The sequence below is a fragment of the Macrococcoides goetzii genome, from assembly GCF_002742385.2.
GTDB lineage: Bacteria > Bacillota > Bacilli > Staphylococcales > Staphylococcaceae > Macrococcoides > Macrococcoides goetzii.
This window is the reverse complement of sequence record NZ_MJBI02000001.1, coordinates 18,488-38,653: the sequence shown is the minus strand read 5'-3', so window position 1 is coordinate 38,653 and position 20,166 is coordinate 18,488. Positions and strand designations below refer to the sequence as shown.

22 protein-coding genes, 1 pseudogene and 1 other annotated feature are annotated in these 20,166 nt (G+C 33.8%); of the genes and pseudogenes, 9 read left to right on the top strand and 14 right to left on the bottom strand.

The features are described 5' to 3' along the window. Window position 1: 1 nt before the first annotated feature. On the bottom strand, window positions 2-1,459 hold the full coding sequence (locus BFS35_RS00240) for an FAD/NAD(P)-binding protein (protein WP_099579697.1): 1,458 nt from the start codon (window positions 1,457-1,459) through the stop codon (window positions 2-4). A gap of 119 nt (window positions 1,460-1,578) precedes the next feature. On the opposite strand from BFS35_RS00240, the gene BFS35_RS00235 reads away from it, so the two are divergent. The 5 genes from BFS35_RS00235 to BFS35_RS00215 all read left to right on the top strand — a co-directional run bounded on the left by BFS35_RS00235 (window position 1,579) and on the right by BFS35_RS00215 (window position 5,950). Beyond that, window positions 1,579-2,709: a betaine/proline/choline family ABC transporter ATP-binding protein gene (locus BFS35_RS00235; RefSeq protein ID WP_099579695.1), complete on the top strand. Its 1,131-nt coding sequence runs from the start codon at window positions 1,579-1,581 to the stop codon at window positions 2,707-2,709. 2 nt (window positions 2,710-2,711) lie between these two features. Then, entirely contained in the window at window positions 2,712-3,356 is a 645-nt protein-coding gene (locus BFS35_RS00230; RefSeq protein ID WP_099579693.1) for an ABC transporter permease, read from the top strand. Further along, complete coding sequence (locus BFS35_RS00225) at window positions 3,353-4,264, top strand: osmoprotectant ABC transporter substrate-binding protein (protein WP_099579691.1); 912 nt, start codon at window positions 3,353-3,355, stop codon at window positions 4,262-4,264. Before BFS35_RS00230 ends, BFS35_RS00225 begins: the two co-directional genes overlap by 4 nt. Before the next feature lies 1 nt (window position 4,265). Beyond that, window positions 4,266-4,952: an ABC transporter permease gene (locus BFS35_RS00220; protein WP_099579689.1), complete on the top strand. Its 687-nt coding sequence runs from the start codon at window positions 4,266-4,268 to the stop codon at window positions 4,950-4,952. 80 nt (window positions 4,953-5,032) lie between these two features. Continuing rightward, complete coding sequence (locus BFS35_RS00215) at window positions 5,033-5,950, top strand: DUF6612 family protein (RefSeq protein WP_099579687.1); 918 nt, start codon at window positions 5,033-5,035, stop codon at window positions 5,948-5,950. 44 nt (window positions 5,951-5,994) lie between these two features. Here the strand turns inward: BFS35_RS00215 and BFS35_RS00210 are convergent, their stop codons facing one another. From BFS35_RS00210 to BFS35_RS00175, 9 genes and pseudogenes are all read right to left on the bottom strand, one after another. Further along, complete coding sequence (locus BFS35_RS00210; protein ID WP_099579685.1) at window positions 5,995-7,629, bottom strand: peptide ABC transporter substrate-binding protein; 1,635 nt, start codon at window positions 7,627-7,629, stop codon at window positions 5,995-5,997. A 118-nt stretch (window positions 7,630-7,747) separates the two neighbouring features. Then, window positions 7,748-8,596, bottom strand: coding sequence for an N-acetylglucosaminidase (locus tag BFS35_RS00205; RefSeq protein ID WP_099579684.1), 849 nt, complete (start codon window positions 8,594-8,596; stop codon window positions 7,748-7,750). 104 nt (window positions 8,597-8,700) lie between these two features. Then, entirely contained in the window at window positions 8,701-8,898 is a 198-nt protein-coding gene (locus BFS35_RS00200; RefSeq protein ID WP_099579681.1) for a DUF6440 family protein, read from the bottom strand. After that, the gene (locus BFS35_RS00195) at window positions 8,898-9,221 is read right to left on the bottom strand and encodes a general stress protein (RefSeq protein ID WP_158554217.1); all 324 of its coding nucleotides are present in this window, start codon (window positions 9,219-9,221) and stop codon (window positions 8,898-8,900) included. Before BFS35_RS00195 ends, BFS35_RS00200 begins: the two co-directional genes overlap by 1 nt. An 87-nt stretch (window positions 9,222-9,308) precedes the next feature. Then, a complete protein-coding gene (locus tag BFS35_RS00190) occupies window positions 9,309-9,974 on the bottom strand; it encodes a YjjG family noncanonical pyrimidine nucleotidase (protein WP_117945928.1) in 666 nt (221 codons plus the stop codon). Between the two features lie 102 nt (window positions 9,975-10,076). Next, window positions 10,077-11,219, bottom strand: a complete 1,143-nt coding sequence (locus tag BFS35_RS00185) for a 5-methyltetrahydropteroyltriglutamate--homocysteine S-methyltransferase (protein WP_099579675.1) — start codon at window positions 11,217-11,219, stop codon at window positions 10,077-10,079. A gap of 104 nt (window positions 11,220-11,323) precedes the next feature. Further along, window positions 11,324-11,566: a binding site (T-box leader), on the bottom strand. 287 nt (window positions 11,567-11,853) lie between these two features. Continuing rightward, complete coding sequence (locus BFS35_RS00180) at window positions 11,854-12,504, bottom strand: SDR family oxidoreductase (RefSeq protein ID WP_099579673.1); 651 nt, start codon at window positions 12,502-12,504, stop codon at window positions 11,854-11,856. Between the two features lie 99 nt (window positions 12,505-12,603). Next, on the bottom strand, window positions 12,604-12,780 hold the full coding sequence (locus BFS35_RS13785) for a hypothetical protein (RefSeq protein ID WP_158554216.1): 177 nt from the start codon (window positions 12,778-12,780) through the stop codon (window positions 12,604-12,606). Window positions 12,781-12,842: 62 nt separating this feature from the next. After that, window positions 12,843-13,227: pseudogene (locus BFS35_RS00175) on the bottom strand (VOC family protein). Between the two features lie 88 nt (window positions 13,228-13,315). Here BFS35_RS00175 and BFS35_RS00170 point away from each other — a divergent pair. Both BFS35_RS00170 and BFS35_RS00165 read left to right on the top strand, forming a co-directional pair. Beyond that, entirely contained in the window at window positions 13,316-13,843 is a 528-nt protein-coding gene (locus tag BFS35_RS00170; RefSeq protein ID WP_099579671.1) for a GNAT family N-acetyltransferase, read from the top strand. Window positions 13,844-13,854: 11 nt separating this feature from the next. Beyond that, complete coding sequence (locus BFS35_RS00165) at window positions 13,855-14,484, top strand: hypothetical protein (protein ID WP_099579669.1); 630 nt, start codon at window positions 13,855-13,857, stop codon at window positions 14,482-14,484. Window positions 14,485-14,870: 386 nt separating this feature from the next. Here BFS35_RS00165 and BFS35_RS00160 read toward each other — a convergent pair whose 3' ends face one another. Beyond that, window positions 14,871-16,436, bottom strand: a complete 1,566-nt coding sequence (locus tag BFS35_RS00160) for a BCCT family transporter (RefSeq protein WP_099580141.1) — start codon at window positions 16,434-16,436, stop codon at window positions 14,871-14,873. 294 nt (window positions 16,437-16,730) lie between these two features. On the opposite strand from BFS35_RS00160, the gene BFS35_RS00155 reads away from it, so the two are divergent. After that, the gene (locus BFS35_RS00155; protein WP_099579667.1) at window positions 16,731-17,210 is read left to right on the top strand and encodes a hypothetical protein; all 480 of its coding nucleotides are present in this window, start codon (window positions 16,731-16,733) and stop codon (window positions 17,208-17,210) included. A 9-nt stretch (window positions 17,211-17,219) separates the two neighbouring features. Next, window positions 17,220-17,432: a helix-turn-helix domain-containing protein gene (locus tag BFS35_RS00150; RefSeq protein WP_099579665.1), complete on the top strand. Its 213-nt coding sequence runs from the start codon at window positions 17,220-17,222 to the stop codon at window positions 17,430-17,432. 19 nt (window positions 17,433-17,451) lie between these two features. Here BFS35_RS00150 and BFS35_RS00145 read toward each other — a convergent pair whose 3' ends face one another. The 3 genes from BFS35_RS00145 to BFS35_RS00135 all read right to left on the bottom strand — a co-directional run bounded on the left by BFS35_RS00145 (window position 17,452) and on the right by BFS35_RS00135 (window position 20,123). Continuing rightward, a complete protein-coding gene (locus tag BFS35_RS00145) occupies window positions 17,452-18,267 on the bottom strand; it encodes a thermonuclease family protein (protein ID WP_099579663.1) in 816 nt (271 codons plus the stop codon). Between the two features lie 115 nt (window positions 18,268-18,382). Beyond that, a complete protein-coding gene (locus tag BFS35_RS00140; protein WP_099579661.1) occupies window positions 18,383-19,690 on the bottom strand; it encodes a hemolysin family protein in 1,308 nt (435 codons plus the stop codon). Between the two features lie 37 nt (window positions 19,691-19,727). Next, the gene (locus tag BFS35_RS00135) at window positions 19,728-20,123 is read right to left on the bottom strand and encodes a MerR family transcriptional regulator (RefSeq protein WP_158554215.1); all 396 of its coding nucleotides are present in this window, start codon (window positions 20,121-20,123) and stop codon (window positions 19,728-19,730) included. Between the last annotated feature and the right edge of the window lie 43 nt (window positions 20,124-20,166).

The window sequence follows — 20,166 nt, the reverse complement described above, 5'->3', positions numbered from 1 at the left end:
ACTATTCCCCCTTCGTACGTTGTACAAAGCCTTTAACAACACGTTTCGCTTCTTCAGCAAGTTCAACGATGCCATTGTTATAAATATTGACACCACCTGATTTTTGGCCAAGTAAATAAAAATGCTCTAACTTACCTTTTGCACTTATCACTTCATTATTGACTGGTGTTACATAAAAACCACCATCTGGATGGGTAATCAACAAGTTTTGATCCACAAGATTGTCGATAAGTTGATTAGGTTCAATCGCATCTTTATAATCTTTCGCTGGTCCAGTTGCATTAATCACATAATGTACGCGAATTTCTTCATGCTTCGTATGAATTCTATATTTATTATATTTATATTCAACTGAAGTCATATCACTTAAAATTTCAATTGTATTGTTGTTAATGCCTTCAATCATCGCTTTTGCTGTAGCTTCCGGCATTGGATTTGAATAGGCAGTAATCACATCTGCATAATGAACCTTATAATATTGTTTATCTGACTTCGTCATAAATGGCCAGATTAAAGGCGCTGTTCTTGTTAATTCTAAGACGAAAGATTGAAGGTATCCGACTTCTTTAGGATTTGCTAAATCAAATGTCATCGCACGCAATGGGTTTACACGACTTACATTAAATAATTTATCCGCGTTAATGTTATGATATTCAACTTCTTTATCAAATAAAGCTTTTAATTCTGTTAAAGGCAGGAAGCCATTATGCTTTGATTTTATTTTCTCTAATTGAGATAACGTTATATATTTAAATGTTATTTCTGCCATCTCACCACGTACAGATTGTACTTTACCATCCCTACTCACAAGATAAAGCTTCGTTTTTAATTCCGGTGTAAAATAACGCACAATATCTACTGCCGATAAGCCGGAACCGATGACCGCATAATCTTTTTCCGGTTCAATCTTTATACGATTTAACGGGTATGGCCATTTGAAATAATTCGGCGTATCAATCAGTTGATACGGATCCATCGGACCGAACTGACCCGGTGATAAAAACACAGCATCGACTTCAAATGACTCATCCTGTGTTGAGACAAGATATCCGTTATCAATCTGCTCAATATTTCTTACATGATTACTGACAATCTTGACGTTTTTCTTCTTAGCAAATTTCTCGAAATGATCTGTCATATATTTACCGAATAACTGTCTTGAATAATATTGATTGTGAGATTTATTTTCATCATCTTCTTTATGAATATCTAATTGAATCGTATCATCATGCTTAGCAATCCACTTTACAAAATCATCTGGTTTATTTGGCTTCATACTAATTAAATTACCTGGATAATTCATAAGTAACTCCGGATCATCATATTGAAACGCACGACCGTTTCCTAAATATTTCTGATCATCGAAACAAATCATCTTGAAGTCATCTAATTTATTTTTTGATAAGTATTTCAGGACACTTACACCCGCTACACCCGTACCTATTATTGCAATTTTCATAAAAAGTTCCTCCTTTTATATATATATTATCAAAAAATAGGGTAAACAAACTTAATGAGCGGGATTTAATCATAAACAAATATATTTATCTTGCAAAAACAACAATTAGAGGTGACATTATGTTAGAAATCAACAATGTCTCGAAAGTATATCGAGGCGGAAAAAAGGCAGTCAACAAACTAGATATGACAATCGAGAAAGGTGAGTTTATCGCCTTCATCGGAACTTCTGGTTCAGGTAAGACGACCGCAATGCGCATGATTAACCGCATGATTGAACCGACAAGTGGTTCAATTGTATTGAACGGAAAAAACATTAAAGATATGAACCCCGTACAATTACGCAGAAATATCGGTTATGTTATTCAGCAAATTGGCTTACTCCCTCATATGACAATCCGTGAAAATATTACACTTGTTCCTAAACTTCTCAAATGGTCAGAAGAAGACAAAAATAAAAAGGCAGAAGAATTGATTCAACTTGTAGACCTTCCCGTAACTTATCTCGATATGTATCCATCTCAACTTTCAGGTGGTCAGCAACAACGTATTGGTGTCATCCGCGCACTCGCTGCAGATCAGGAAATCATTTTAATGGACGAACCTTTTGGAGCATTAGACCCTATTACACGAGATACCCTTCAGGATTTAGTAAAAGAACTGCAAGTCAAATTTAATAAAACATTCATTATGGTAACGCATGATATGGACGAAGCGATTAAACTTGCGGATAGAATCGTGATAATGAGCCATGGTGAAGTGATTCAGATTGACACGCCAAATAACATATTACGCAATCCGGCAAACGATTTCGTAAAAGATTTCATTGGAGAAAACAGATTAATCCAAACAACGCCAAATATTAAAACAGTTGATGAAGCAATGCATCAACCAATATCTATCACTCCAGAAAAATCGATTGGTGAAGCAATTAATTTAATGCGATCAAAACGTGTAGATACACTGTTTGTTGTTGATGATCAAAATGTACTTGTCGGTTATGTTGATATTGAAGACTTATCGGAAGCACATAAAAAACATTTAAGCTTATCGCGCATTATGAACCATAAAGTATACTTCGTACGTACCGGGGTTTACCTTCAGGATACTGTTCGAACGATACTGAAAAGAAACATACGCGTCATCCCTGTACTGGATAAACAAGATAGATTATTAGGTGTTATTACACGTGCCAATTTAGTAGATATCGTGTATGACACAATTTGGGGTGACGAGGAAGAGGAGGCATAAACATGATTGAATTTTTAAAGGAAAATCAAGCCGAACTCTTTACGAAGACGATTGAACATATCTCAATATCACTACTGAGCCTACTCGCAGCAATAATCGTTGCCGTTCCACTTGGCATCTTGCTTACGAAGTCAGAAAAACTAGCGAAAGTTGTACTCTCTATCACAAGCGTATTACAAACCGTACCATCACTTGCGATACTTGCGATGATGATTCCATTCTTCGGAATTGGAACACTACCTGCCGTCATCGCGTTGTTCTTATATGTCTTGTTACCGATCTTAAATAACACATATTTAGGTATACAGTCGGTAAAGAAAGATGCGAAAGAAGCTGGACGTGCGATGGGAATGACATCTAACCAAATTCTCAGAATGGTAGAATTACCGCTTGCTGTACCAGTCATTATGAGTGGTATAAGATTATCAGCAGTTTACGCGATCAGCTGGGCAACACTCGCATCATATATCGGTGCAGGTGGACTCGGAGACTTTATCTTTAATGGGTTGAATTTATTTGATCCAAAGTTAATTGTTGCCGGAGCAGTAATGGTTACACTGCTTGCTTTAATTACTGATTTAGTACTGTCAATTATCGAAAAAATAACTACCCCACGTGGTTTAAAAGTTTCTAAGGGGGATTTATAATGCGTCTCAAAAAATATTTAATCGTTGTTATCGCTCTTCTATTAATTCTTAGTGGTTGTGGCAATAATAGTAATGGCAAAGATACAGTCAAAATTGCATCAACCTATATTTCTGAAAGTCAGGTTCTTGCACATATGATCAAGATTCTAGTAGAAAGAAACACTGATAATCCTGTCGAACTGATCAATAACCTTGGTTCAGGTACAGTAATGCATCAAGCGATGGTAAGAGGAGATGCCAATGTATCTTCAACTCGTTATACAGGTACAGATTTAACAGGTGCATTACAAATGGATCCAATCACTGAACCAAAAAGAGCTCGAAAAGTAGTAGTGGATGCATTCGACAAAAAGTTTAATCAAAAATATTATGATTCATATGGTTTTGAAAATACCTTTGCATTTATGGTTACTAAAGAAACTGCAAAAAAATATAATTTAAAAACAGTCAGTGATATGAAAAAACACGCTGATAAACTGAGTGCCGGTGTTGATTCAACATGGATCAAACGTAAAGGTGATGGCTATAAAGGATTTATTAAGAAATATGGCTATGAATTTAGTGATATCCGTCCGATGCAAATTGGTTTAGTATATGATGCACTTGCCAATAAAAAAATGGACGTTGTATTAGGCTATACCACAGATGGTCGTATTCAAAGTTATGATTTAGTCATTTTAGAGGATGATTTACATTTCTTCCCGCCGTATGATGCAGCACCAGTTGCTCGCAAAGATTTAATCGAAAAGAATCCTGAAATCGATAAAATTTTAAAGCTACTAAAAAACAAAATCTCAACTGAAGAAATGCAGAAGCTAAACTACGAAGTGGATAACAATTTAAAAGAACCTGCTGTTGTCGCTGAAGCATATCTGAAAAAGCATAACTACTTTGAAGGAGGTAAATAAGATGGAAAAAATGAATACATTCGAACAATTCATCCATTACTTCCAGGATAATGCTGGTTATGTATTTCAATTGTTTATCGATCATTTTCTAATCAGTATCTACGGTGTACTACTAGGTGCGCTTGTCGGTATTCCGATTGGTATCTGGATTGCGCGTCATAAACGTTTGGTTGGTCCTATTATCGCCATCGCAAATATTATTCAGACCGTTCCAGCAATCGCCCTACTCGCTTTGTTGATGTTAGCGTTAGGTTTAGGTAAAACGACTGTTATTACAACTGTGTTCCTATACTCACTACTCCCTATCATCAAGAACACGTACACAGGTATTAAATCTGTTGATACACATTTAATTGATGCAGGTAAAGGTATGGGTATGACGAAACGCCAGTTACTGACAATGGTCGAACTGCCATTAAGTCTATCCGTAATTATTGCAGGTATTCGTATCGCGCTCGTTATCGCAATCGGTGTAACAGCAATCGGTTCATTCATCGGTGCACCGAGTCTTGGTGATATTATCATCCGCGGTACAAATGCTACAAATGGTACTTCAATCATATTAGCCGGCGCATTACCTACTGCTATTATGGCTGTATTGGCTGACATCATTTTAGGATTTATAGAGCGACGTCTCGATCCAATCAAACGTAATAAAGTGTTGAAACAAGCACCTCAAGACAGATAATAATATCCTGCTTAAGTCTTATTTTAATAAATTAAAGTTTTGTGCTATGATTTATTTAATGACTTAAGGAGGATTTTTCTATGAAATCAAAACATTTATTATCAGCATTACTTGGTACGACTTTAATTTTTGCAGCTTGTGGCAATGATTCTGCCGATAAAACTGAAGATAAAGCAAAGACTGAAGCAACAAAATCTAATACTGATAATCAAACAACTGAAGAAGCTAAAACAACTGAAAGTAAAGAAACTACCTCTGAAACAGCAGAAACTACTAAAGAAAACAAAGATGCTGTAGACTTAATTGAAAAAGCAAAAGATGCAGGTAAAGATACGAAAAGTTACCATGCTGTATTAGATACGACGATGACATCAGATGGTAAAGATACAACTGTGAACATGGATATGAATGTTGATGACAAAGGGACAACTCAAATCACAACTGAGTCTATGGGTCAAAAGATGGATATGTATATCTTTGATAAAAAGGTTGTAATGTCACCTGACAGTAAGACATTTATGGATGTGACAAAAGCAATGGGCTCTCGTGTTCAAAAGCAGCTAGAACAATTAGATTATGCGACTGCTTTAAATTCATTAGATGGATATAAAGATGCTGAATTTAAAGAAACAGCTGATGGTTACAGCTTAACTAAGAAATTTAAAAATTTAGCTGAGTATAAAAAGATTGCCGAACAAACAGGTTCTCAGGAATTAATTTCATCGATCGAAAAACAAGTTGAAGACGTGAAAGGTGAAGCAGTTATTAACTTTGATAAAGATTATATGATGAAGACAACTGAAACAAAAGTTGATATGACGATTAAAGATAAGAAAATTGCAACTGAAACGAAAGCAAATTATGATAACTATGATAAAGTTCCAGCAATTACAGTGCCTGCTGCTGCAAAGTCAGCAAAACCACTAGAAGAGGTTCAAAAAGAAATGCAGGACAAAATGAACAGTTCTTCTACTGAAACATCAACTGAAGCAAAATAATACACAAAAAACTACCTTGAGGTTTTTCCTCAAGGTAGTTTTACTTATTTCTTGCCTTCAATGTAAGCTTCTTTATAGTTATTAATACCAGAGCTGTTTACGACAACGCCTTTCACATATGGTTTATCCATAAATGCTGTTCCACGTTGAATCACCGGAATTAAAGCTGCATCATCCAGTAACATCGTACTTGCTTCACCTAAAGCTTTCCAGCGTGCTTCAGGGTCTTTCAGTAACGGCCCTTTTGCATCTTCAATTAACTTATCGTAAGCTGGATTATTATATCCAGTATTTGTTTCAGTTGATAAGAATAAATCTAAGAATGTCATTGGATCTGCATAATCCGGGAACCAGTTACCATATGAAATATCATACTGACCTTTTTTCTCTAAATCTAATTTTTGTTTAAATGGTTGTTGTTTAATCTTAATTGTTAATCCATCTAAGTTAGATTCTAACTGCTCTTTAAAGTATTCAGCATCTTTCTTCGCTGTATCGATATCAACCGTTAATAATTCTAACTCTAATTTATCAACGCCTAAGGCAGCTTTCGCTTTCTTCCAGTCCTCTTTAGCACTTTCTCTATCAAATTTTAAGTTTTCTCCACCAGCAATTTCAGAGAAGTCACTGCCGTCTGGTCCTTTATAGACATCTTTTGGTGTTAATTGATTTGACGCCACAGAACCATTATTTAAGTTGTTCTTCACATACTTATCTTTATCGATAGATTTCGCTAATGCTAAACGTAAATCTTTATTCGATAATTCTTTCTTATGATTACCTTTATAAGAAATTCTGAAGAATGATTGCGCTGCAGATAATTCTGTTTTAAAGTCTTTATTAGACTTATATTTATCTACGTTTTCAGCAGATACACCCACTGAATCCACTTTACCTGTTTCATATAAATTCAATCCAGTTTGCGCATCTTTAATCACTTTATAGTTGATTTCATCTAACTTCACTTTGTCTTTATCCCAGTACTTATCGTTCTTAACGAGCTTTACGCTTTCTTCTGTTTTCCACTCAGCCATTTTAAATGGTCCGTTGTATAATGTCGATTTTGCATCGATACCATATTTATCCCCTAATTTCTTAGCAAACTTTTCATTTTTAGGCATAAATGTTCCGAATGCGAGTAAGCCTTTGAAATATGGCTGATTATTTTTCAGTTTAATTTCAAGCGTGTTATCATCAATTGCTTTAACACCAAGCTCTTCAGGTTTCTTTTCACCTTTGTTAATTTCTTGAGCGTTCTCGATATCATACATAATAAATGCATATTCTGAAGCCGTCTTAGGATCTACAACATTTCTCCATGCATAGACGAAGTCGTTCGCTGTAACAGGATCTCCATTCGACCATTTTGCATCTTTACGTAATTTAATCGTCCATGTCTTACCACCATTAGTTTCTTTTGGATCTCCTTCAGCTAATGCTGGTACCGGCTTCGTATCTTTATCTAAACGATATAATCCTTCCATAACGTTCTCATACATCTGGAAACTTACCATATCAGTAGCCAGCGCTGAGTTCATCGATGGAATATCGGATGACGTTACTAAATTTAATACTTGTTTCCCCTTGCTATCTTTCTCGCCACTGCCCCCACTACAAGCAGCGAGTACACTTGATAATACTAATACAAATGCAATTAACCACGAATAATTCTTCCTCATGCTTTCTCCCCCTAAATGAATAAAGTACTAACTTAAAATTATTTTATATTAAAAATTCTGATAATTCAATCTTTTATTAAAATAAATTTTTATGTATAAAAAAACAGCAAGCATTAGCTTACTGTTTATAATAATAACGTGTAAAGTACTTACCCTCTAAATTTAATCGTTGATAGTCTTTTGCAATACCGCGTGCGTTATGATGTGCCCAGCGTACATCTGTAGCATATTGATGTTTGCCAGGATGATTTGGATTAAATCGCATGCCGTATAAAGTATTTTGATGTGCTTTAGATATAAATTCATCTTTAATGAATTTCGCACCACCCATCACAGCTTTCTCAGGTGTATCCCATCCTTCTTTAAAGGCAAACTTCGCCGCTTCATTTACCGGGTCATGATCATACGCGCCAATACCGAAGAAATTATAATATTTCTTATCCCCTTTACCAACGCGCCCTTTATCATCGACTTTAACGCCACGCGCTAATTCACTCTTACCTTTACCAGTCTCAAGTAACGCATGATTGACCAGATAGATTTCATTGATATCTTCTATACGACTTGCTTTAGCGAATGTTGTACCGAGACCATCTAAAATGCCCTTCCCTTTAAGTAAGGTATTTAATTTAGTAGCAGACACTTTCTGACTCATGCCTAGATTTAAGAACTGGTAACGCTGTTCCGGATGGTGATAGTATTTTTTAGGATTTAAATAATAATCAACCTGTTTTTTTGTCGCATTTTTCCACACGACGCCATTAGAAAACTGAGCTGCACTTTTCATCTGTTGATTCAATGCAAATTGATATGAATGTGGCATTTCAACTTTATAATTCATCATCTTTTTTTCGTATTGTTTAATCGAATAACCTACCATTAAATAAATGATGCATGCAATGCCGCAAAGTATCAATAACAATATCATTTTATTTCTTTTTTCCTGTCGTTTAGTAATTTTCGCCATCTTGCACTCCTAATTTAATCTATTTAATTATTTATTATACTATAACTCTTTTTGTGAAATTAAACACATATAAAAAAAGACGAGACCTAAGTCTCATCCAATCTCTATTTCGGATAGCCAGGGGCAAGTACTGGTTTACCTTCACTATCCAATATCGGTGTTAAACCGGCACCATAACCCATTGCAGCGTACAAATACTGCACACCAGTTTGTTCATCAGTAATGATATAAGTACTCATCATCTTTGAACCTTTATCTGAACCGTCTTTAATATTTGAAAATCTTTTATTTTCACGAGACATTATTTTTCCCCCAGTGATTTGATAAATAGTAACATCTGTCCTGCATCGAGTGATCTTTTGTAATCAATCTTTGAAATATTAGATAAATTTTCCGCTTCATAATGGTGACTAGAAACGTCTTTACCTGTAAAGAATGCTTTAATCTTGTCCGGCATATTTCCATCAGCACTAATATAGTTAACATCCTGATCAATCAATGCCAGTCCGTCTATCTTACTTTTAGAAACGATAAATAAATCACGCGTATCAATACCTTCTTCTCTTAACTGTTCAATCTTGCCATGTAAAGGTTGTTCACTAGTGAAAGCATCTACAAATTTCACGTTAATCTCCTCCCAAGCATTGTGTTACCTTACTATTCCCATAACAACTTATTATGAAACAAAACGAGTAATTTTACGTAAGAAGATTTAAATAATATTTTTAAGTTCTAATAAATTATGGATACGATATTTCGCCTTGCTCTCTTTATTCGGACCGAAATAACAGGCATCAATACCAGCATTGATGGCACCATTAATATCTGAAGTTTCAGTATCACCAATCATCAGAACTTCTGATAAATCTGTAATATGTAATGATTCAATAATTACATCGAAAAACGCTTTCTGTGGTTTCTCGTATCCTACTGCTTCTGAAATAAATTGATGGTCGAAGTATGAAATAATATTAGCATCCGTCATGCGACGCATCTGAGTATGTAACACTCCATTTGTTGCTGAACAAATCACATAACCTTTCGACTTAACGTATTCAAGAATTTCAACTGCATGGGGCACAAGCTGATGATTCTCATTAATACCGATTCTAAAGATATCCTCTTTCTCCTGAGGATTTACTTTAATACCTTTCTCTTCAAAGAACACTTCAAAACGTTTCGTCAGGACCTCTTGTTTCACAAGCTTACCCTCTTCAAGTAAGCCCCACATCGATTTGTTAATCTCTGAATAACGTTTAAAGTTTTCCTCACTATCCTCAACACCTTCAGATTGAAATACAGCACGAACCGCTTCTCTTTCACCTTTGCTGAAATCTAGTAACGTATTATCTATATCAAATAGAATATATTTGTACATTGTTAAACCTTCTTTGTTTTTTTCTTCTATTATAATATAGTTGTCAATAATATCTATCACTAAAATAATAACCTAAGCATGGGCTTAGGTTATTATAAAAGTTTATTTAACTAAAGAATCCGCAAACACCTCTTCACTAATCTCTTTTATGAGCTGCAGCTTCTTCCATTGATCTTCTTCTGTGAGTATATTACCTTCTTCTGTTGATGCAAAGCCGCATTGTGGACTTAAACTTAATCGCTCAAGTGGAATATATTTTGTTGCTTCCTTAATTCTTTCTTTAATCGCTTCTTTATCTTCTAGCTCTGGAAACTTAGAAGTTATCAAGCCTAACACAACTTTCTTCTCTCCACTTACTTTTTCTAGAGGCTCGAATCCACCTGCGCGTTCTGTATCGTACTCTAAATAGTAGCCATCGACGTTTTCTTTACCAAATAACTCTTCAGCTACTGCTGTATATGGTCCGCTTGATGCATAATCAGATTTATAATTACCACGGCAAACATGAGTATTAATGATTAAATCATCTGGCGCATTCGCAATGACACGGTTGTTAATCTCTAAAATTTCCTGAATCAACGCTTCGCTAGATTTATCCGTACCTCCACCTTGTCCATGAATTTTTTCTCGAATTTCCGGTGAGATATGAATGCCCCATGAACAGTCATCCAGCTGCAGAACTTTTAATCCTTCTTTATGTAAGTCATCGATTACCTGTTTATATGTTGTAACGATATCATCATACAATTCTTTTTTATCCGGGTACACAGCATCTACTGTCTCTTTTACACCAGGTCGTGTTAATTCAACGAGTAACTGCGCAGGTGCAGGTATTGTCTGCTTTACTGTTAAATGACTCGGTGCGTTATCTCTTACAAATTTAAAATGCTCAACGAACGGATGATCTTTCCCATTAATTTTACCCACGAACTTTACTGAATCACTACGTGTTTCAATATTGTTAAATTGATAGCCATGATCTAGAAGCTGCTGTTCAATACCATTGAATCCAAAGAAGAAATCCAAATGCCAGTAGCTACGTCTGAATTCACCATCCGTCACTGTTTCATAACCAAGTTCATCTAATTTTTGAATTAACTTTAAGATTTCTTCATTTTCAACTTTTGTCAGTTCATCCTGCGTAATTTCATTATTTTTAAATTTTTCACGTGCCACTTTTAATGTCTCAGGTCTTAAGAAACTACCTACGTAATCGAATTTTGGTTGTTTGATTGTATTAGTCATATTGATAATCCTCCAGTAAGTTTAATTTTTTGTTTATATATATTTGCATGTCGCACATATCACTATCAGCCATAATAAAAAACCCCACACTCCTTTACACTTTAGTAAAGGGTGAGGGGTTTCCCACGGTACCACCTTTATTCATATAGCCATCACTGACTATACCTCATTGAGTACAAATAATACTCTGACGTTGATAACGAGCGCCAATCCTCGGACATAACCTACTAGAATACGTTCAGCATGCAACTAAAGAGGCCATTTTCAACTTAGTTCAAACACTCCATCTCACCACCTGAAGCTCGCTGTAGAAATTCATAAGTTTACTTTCCTCTGTACGTTTTGTAAATATTGAATTAATACACATTATAAGAACGATGTTTCTATTTGTCAACAACAATTCTGAAAATTCTTATTTTTTAGATGATTTTGGTGTTATTGAGTGATTGGATGGATGGTAGTTTATTACTTTTATTGCGCGAGTTTGGTGTGGTACGCGCAAATTTTGTTAAATACTTACTTTTGGTGCGCGAGACTGTAAGCAGCGATTTACTTTTTTATACAATTATTGCCCACCTCTAAATTGAAGTGGACATTGATTTACTATATTTACCATAGACTCGATGCTATAACCTTATAACCTACCAATCGCTTCAGCAATCTGTGTGTCACCATTAACCACTTGGAACTCTTTGCCGACAGTTTTATCATTCTCAATAACAGTCTTCAAAACTTCAGCCACGTCTGCTCTTGTAATATTAGCAACTTCTAATGTTTCAGCAACTTTAACATTACCAGTTTCAGCATCGTCTGACAAAATACCTGGATGAACAATTGTATAATCTAGTCCAGCTGCTCTTAATACGTTATCTGCATAATGCTTTGCTACAACATAAGGTCTGAAACCAGCATCAGCTTCTTGAATTGCGTTACGTGTTGTATCAAACGAACTCACCATAACAAAACGTTTAATGCCAACTTTCTTAGCTGTATCAATCGTTTTCACGGCAGCATCTAGATCAATCAGCATTGTTTTATCAGCACCTGTACTTCCACCAGAGCCTGCTGTAAATATTACGCTATCGACGTCTTTAAATACACTATCATATGCCGGAAGATCATCTTCCAAATCTAAAATTCTCGTTTCGACATTTAATTCATCAAAATATGGCTTTTGTTCTTCCTTACGAATGACCGCGATAGGTGTTACATCACTATTCTTCGCTAACTTCTCAACAAGTTGTTTACCTACCTGTCCATTTGCTCCGATAATTAATATGTTCACTAAAAATCACCCTTTCGAATTTGTACCATCATTGTACAGCACACAATACAAAATTCAATTGATCTGTTTACATCAAAAAAACCACCACATTTGTGATGGTTATAAATTAATGCCGCTTTGGTTATTATTTAATACTTGAGCAGGTTTCTCACCTAGTTTTTTCTGCATTTTATTATCGACGGTTTGATTAGCATCTGGATTATATTCACTTGTCGCATGTTTCGGTGGATATGTACTCTTTGTTTCTTTCCTTTTACGCTTGAAAAACTTTAACATATTGACACCCCTATATTATTTTATACACATATAATAGCTAAAATTTCATAATAATTCCATCTTTATTCTGTCATTTCAATCTGATTTCCTTCAGGATCTTTGATACAACTTTCATAATATCCATCACCTGTCGTACGAGGTCCCGAAATATGTTCACATCCTGCATCAATCAGTGTTTGTGTTAATTGATTCACTGTCTCTTTACTTCCAACACTCATCGCTAAGTGTGTAAGTCCGTATACACATAAATCATCAGATGCTTCATTCACACCAGGACGCGTCATTAATTCTAAACGGGCACCGTCTTCAAAAGTAATAAAGTATGTCTCTAATCCAGTCTTTGGATTATAATACTTTGAATTCGCTTTTTCCGTTGAAATGGTGACAATAAAATGCCTTCATCATCACTAAATCTTTCACATACATCGCAACATGTTCAATCTTCATGATAGAATCTCCATCTTTCTTAATTCTTAATATAAATTTAACATATCTTAGTGTATAATCATAAAAAAATATAAAGGGGGTTATCATAATGACAAATCTAAGACTCGTTCGACCTACACTACACTATAAAGAAGATATCTTAAGATACCAGCAAGAATTTAATGCGACAAAAGAAGTGATCCACGGTTCGTCGTCACTCCACAAATTCGAAGATTTCGACGAGTGGTTTAACAAAGTACAAAACAGCGATAACCTCGAACGTATTCCTCATGGCATGGTCCTTGCAACGCAATTCTTATGTGTAAATGAAGATAATAAAATAGTTGGCATGGTAAATATCCGACACTACCTCAATGAATATTTATTACAAATTGGTGGGCATGTCGGTTACTCTGTAAGACCTGATGAAAGACGTAAAGGGATTGCGAAATGGATGTTACAAGAATCTCTAAAATTCCTAAAAACGAAAGATGTAAATCAAGCGCTTGTCACTTGTGATTACAATAATATTGGAAGTAAGAAAACGATACTCGCATGTGGCGGTATTTATGAAAATAGTGTTCACGATGATCATGACGATGTCGATGTTGAAAGATATTGGATAGAAATAAAATAGTGAGGTCAAAAATGGACAACATAACAATCAACTCTTTCGCTAGTACTGTTGGAATTAATCTTTACGATCACACATCTATGTTCTATTTACTACAAGATGAATATCCTGATACAGATGAAGTACCAACAGGTGAAATATTCAAAAAAATTGAGCGTATTGAATTAAAAGAAAATGAAGGATATTTCGTAGGTAGTATCGAATTAATATCCAATGATGAAATCATAATTCCTAAAAGTATTCATACAGGTGACTTGTATCTACTTTGGCATGATTTATATTTATCAACAACGTATCAATCATATGAATTTTCTTACTTAGATAATAATTACACGATTAAAACCGAAATCATTACAGATCAAATAAAGTTTCAAATACAAGATACTGAGTTGAATAAGAAAGGCAAGCGCTTGACTGAAAATGTTTTTGTAGAAGATATTAATCAATACGTTGAGGAAGTAATCCAAACACATTCATTTCATTTAGAAGATTATAAATCTGCAGTAATTGAAGGACTCATTACGTTTTTTGAACACCTGAATCATGATTTTAAACGTAACAAATTTGACAGTCCTTATTATTTTGATTTGGAAAAATTCTATAAATCTGTCATGGATAATAAAATTAAAAATAACTTTCAATAATCTTTGCGGAGCGTGATTCTTTTAATATACTATATCCATTAAACAATTCATTGCCAAAATTGTTACTTAGAATTGGAGGATTGTTATACCGAATTCAATAAATAATATAGTTTTATACTAAAATATAGACAATAATAAATTATTGTCATGCCATTATTTACAGGACGAAAACTTATACATAGTGTCGCTCATAAATATATCTAAAACTATAATATCTATTGAAACTTTTGCGATATTGTTGAAATCACCCACATATCTTCGCTCAAATAACTTAGACTATTCATAATACTACCTATACAAAACGATCAGTATGGGCATAACATTGATGTCACAATTGCCTCAAAAAATACTCACTAGCACATGCTAGTGAGTAAAATTAGATTAATTTAATATACTTCCTCAGTTGCTTCACGTTCTAATTCATAATTCTCATCTTTTCTTGTTTCTTCAACATACTCTTCCATCTTCTCTTTATCTGGTGTAATCGTTAATCCAAGATGACGTCTTTCTAAGTCTGCATCTTTATAGAACGAGATCATCATTAATATAATAACCAAACTAAACGGAAATGCTGAAATAATTGCTGCAGATTGTAATGCACCTAGTCCTTTATCACCACTTGATAATAATAGAACGAAAGCTATGAGTGACAATAAAATCCCCCATGTTACTTTTATTTTTGCCGATGGTGTTAATGACCCATACGATGTTTGCATTCCTAATACGAATGTTGCTGAGTCAGCAGATGTAATAAAGAATGAACTTACAAGCAACATTGCAACAATAGATAATATTGTACCGAATGGTAATTCATTAAATATACCGAATAGTTGCGTTTCAGTCGTTAAACCAAAAATTCCAGGTACTTTCTTCGCAATCTCTATACCAGTAACTCCAAATACACTGAACCAAACTATACTTACTAATGTCGGTACAAGTAGAACGGCAATAATGAATTGTCTAATTGAACGTCCTTTAGATACACGCGCAATGAATATCCCTACGAATGGACTCCAACTAATCCACCAACCCCAGTAGTAAATTGTCCAACTTTCTAACCATTTCGCTTTTGAAGCATTCAGTGGTGCAACATCTAAACTATTGAAAATAAATCCATCTAAATATAATCCTGTCGCTGAAGTCATCACTTTAAAGATTAGTGCTGTTGGACCTACAATCATTGTGATTAATAATAGAAGTCCAGCTAATCCCATATTTAAATTACTTAAATATTGAATACCTTTACTTAATCCACTCCATGCACTTGCTAGGAACAATACTGTTGCTACCATAATAATAATAGCTTGTACTAAGAAGTTTTGTGGAATACCAAATAAGTAATTAAGTCCACCATTAATCTGCATAGTACCAATACCTAATGATACAGCTACACCGATTACTGTAGCAAATACTGCAAGTACATCAATTACTGTACCTAATGGACCTTCTACTTTGTCACCAAATAAGGGACGTAATGTCTTTGAGAGTAATCCATCTTCATTCTTTCTAAATTGGAAATATGCTAAAGAAAGTGCAACGATACCGTACATTGCCCATGGATGAATACCATAATGGAAAAATGTTGAACGCATCGAATCCATCATCGCTTTCTTTGTTTCAGGATCTGCATTTGGAGGTGATAAATAGTTCGTAATCGGTTCAGTTGCACCATAGAATACTAAACCAATCCCCATACCTGCACTAAATAACATCGCTAACCATGAAATCGTTCTAAATTCAGGTTCATCATCAGGTTTTCCGAGTTTCAACTTACCGATAGGGCTAAAGATTAAAAACAAACAGAAAAACACGATAATTGTCATCGTAATCATGTAGTACCATCCAAAATTGTTAATGATCCAACTCCCAATGTCTCCGGAAACTTTTCCGAATCTGTCGGGGAAGAATACACCCATTACAACCATAATGAAAATTAAAATGGCAGAGTACATGAAAACTGGTGAAATTTTCTTACCTTTTTTCAAAATAAAACTCCTCTACTTTTTAGTATTTAATAAAATAATACGTAGTAAATGGTAACATATTAGATTTGTAATAAAAAATAATAAGTCATAGTTTAAAAAATAAAATAACTATTAATAGCGAATGTGCCACAATGATTTTTCAAAAAACAAGTCTTTTTATTTCTCCTATTTTCATAATCTATCGATTTTCAATAAATTTTATTGTTTTTCGATAAATAATATGATATATTTTTATTGTAAAACGATAAAAGGAGTGTTTCTATGTCAAACAGTAATAAATCATTAACATTCACAAAGTATTTTATTGTGATGACCTTCATCATTGCTTCATTATCAGCACTATTTACTATATCTGATTTTTTCTCAAAACCAATAAGTAATAATTTGCTGAATTTATCTAACAAAGGACTATATTACTTTTTAGCTTATGCAATTCAAATGTTAATAATCCTCACTATTCTTATTCTTGCTTATCAATTGGTTCTAAATATCAATATCAAAGACTATTTCAACACAATTAATTATGATAAACTATTGCTAATCGCAATCCTAACAATTATTTATGGTGTTTTAAATTTATTAAAAAAATATTTGAATATCACTCCTGAATATAGAAGCTTATTAGATACTACAGTAGATACTAATCAATTATTATTTCTCTTAAGCTTAGTAATTCTAACTTCACTATCAATATACGAAGAATCTAAAAAAATCAAAGAAGAAAACGACTTAACAATCTAGGTGTTAAAAATGATAAAAATAAAACTGGATGAAGTATTAAAAGATAGAAATGTATCTTTAACCGATTTATCAAAAGCAGTAAATGTCACAATCGCTAACCTTTCAATTTTAAAGACAGGTAAAGCAAAAGCCGTTCGTTTCAGCACGCTAGAAGCGATATGTGATTATTTAGACTGCCAACCTGGTGATATCATTGTAAACGAAAAGAAGACGTCTGATTAATTTCAGATGTCTTCTTATTTTAATTATTCGCAAACCAACTTTGATACTGCATACCTGACGACTCGCAGCCCATTCTATCTTTGTCACGATCAAACTTCGGTTGATACGAGATATGACTATCTGTAATACCATAAGGATAGTATTTTTTTACTTCAGTACAATTTGCGAGTACTGTAGGTGCCCCACTTCTATAACGTGAAGTCGGATATCCTGCACGAGATGTTGTTGGTGATTTTTGAACACTACTTGTGCTTGGCGTTGAAACAATATTTGATACTGTATTATATTTCGTAGTTGATTTTACTACCGGTTTATTTCTTGTAATAAACCCTTCACCTAAAGGATTAACGTATCCTTTTATTGACCAAATTTTATATTGTTTTTTCTTCGCATGAGCTTCACTTTTCTTTAATGTATTTAAATAATATTTCTGCGAATAAATAAAGCCCACTCTTGCATACCCATAGCGCACCATCTCATTATTCACTAGTTTCCCGTTCGCATATAAATATACTAAATGACGGCCATATCTATCTAACTTCTGACTATTATCATATTGTATTTGTAATCGTCCATAACGCATATGGTTCTCTAGAAATTTAGCGGCTTCTTTCGCATAGGGTTGTACTGGTTTTCTAGGATCTTTTGATTCTGGTGTGTCGATGAGTAACATACGAATCTTAATCGTCTTTTTACCAAGTTTTACGTACGCTGTGTCACCATCAACCACTGAAACGTATTGGACATTGTATTTCGATGACAATGCCTGTGATTCTTTTTGTGGAACGAGGATAAATAATAAAATTATTGCAATAAACATTTTTAACAGTTTCATAAAAATTCCCCCAAATGAAATAATCTACTTAGAGTAAGTATATATGATTTATTTGTAATTGGGGTGAATATTTCTAAAAAAACAGTACTTAAAAATAAGTACCGTTAATTTACTACTATTCTATTGGTTCATCTGATTCAAAAACTTCAATTTCCTCTATATGATTACCATCTCTTTTAATAATTTTAAATAGATAGTTATCATGATAAATCTCATCTTTATTTTCACTGATAAAAGATAACATCCAGCCACCGATAGTGTCGACATTATCTACCTCAAATTGAACACCTAAAAGTTTTTCTACATCACTAATTAATACACTAGAATGCATCTTATAATGATTATCATCCATTCTAATTATCTTTTCTTTCTCATCAGCATCAAACTCGTCACGAATTTCTCCGACAAGCTCTTCGATAATATCTTCTATAGTAACCAATCCGCTTGTACCACCATATTCATCCATTAGAATTGCTAAGTGTACTCGATTTGCTTTCATCTTATGCAGAAGTTTAGTTAAAGCTACTGTTTCAATTTCTCTCATAACTGGATGGATATAATCAGTTAATTGCTTCTCTTGTATAATCTTAATATCTTGTAATGTTAAATCAATAAAATCTTTTATATGAACATAACCTACAATATTGTCTTTATCAATTTCATATACTGGATATCTTGTATAACGTTCGTGCTGTATCATTTCTATGACGTCAATAATATTAGCATTGATATCAATTGCAATAATTTCGTTTCTTGGTGTCATTACTTCTCGAGCAACTTTATCATCAAACTCAAATGCGTTATTAATTACTTTAAGCTCATTGATATTGATTTCACCAGATTGATAACTATCTGCAAGTAACATACGCAATTCTTCTTCAGTATGGGTTAATTCATGTTCTCCTACTGGTTTGATACCGATTGCTTTCAATAATAATCTTGCTGAACCATTTAATAACCAAATAAACGGATAAAGTATTCTATAGAAGAACATTATCGGTTTACTAAACGCTAATGTCACTGCCTCTGCTTTCTGTATCGCAATTGTTTTCGGAGCTAACTCACCCACAACTACATGTAAAAAAGTAGCGATTATGAATGCAGCAACTAAAGTAAAAATATGAATTAAATCAGTTGGTATACCTATCATCTCAAACATAGGATGAAGGATAAATTCAAAAGTCTTTTCCCCAACCATACCTATACCTAATGCTGTAATTGTAATCCCTAATTGACAAGCACTTAAATATTCATCTAAATGATTTACTACTTTACTAGCAGATAAAGCGCCAGGCTTGCCTTCATTAACAAGCTGATTTAATCTTGAATGTCTTACCTTGACGATTGCGAATTCTGTTGCGACGAAAAATGCGGTTAAAATGATTAGTATCGTAAATATAAGTAAATTTATAGTTGTTTCCAATAATATATTCTGTCAAATGACAGAATACTCACCTCCGTTAATTTTGTATAAATAATAGTAATGCTTTAATTAAAGCTAAATCTTTCTTGGCTAAAGATCTTGCTTCGGTTATATCTTCAGACTGTGCAATATGCTTAATATCATGTTCTAATTGATTTATCTTTAATCTTAAATCTTGAATATCTATGACTTCATGTGATGTAAATTTATTTTTAATTTCATTTAAATGCATACCTTCTTGTTTAAGCTGCTCAATTTCCTTAATTCTGTTTACCATTGTGTTTGAATAATATCTGTAGTTTGATTCACTTCTATTAAATTCTAATAATCCAAGATTGGTGTAATAATCCACCGTTCTGTTTGTTACACCTGCTAATTTAGCTAGTTCGCCTATTTTTAATATGTCCTTCCCAATTAGCTCTCCTCCATCCAAACCATCACGTGATAGTTTATATATTAAAGAATCTTTAATATAA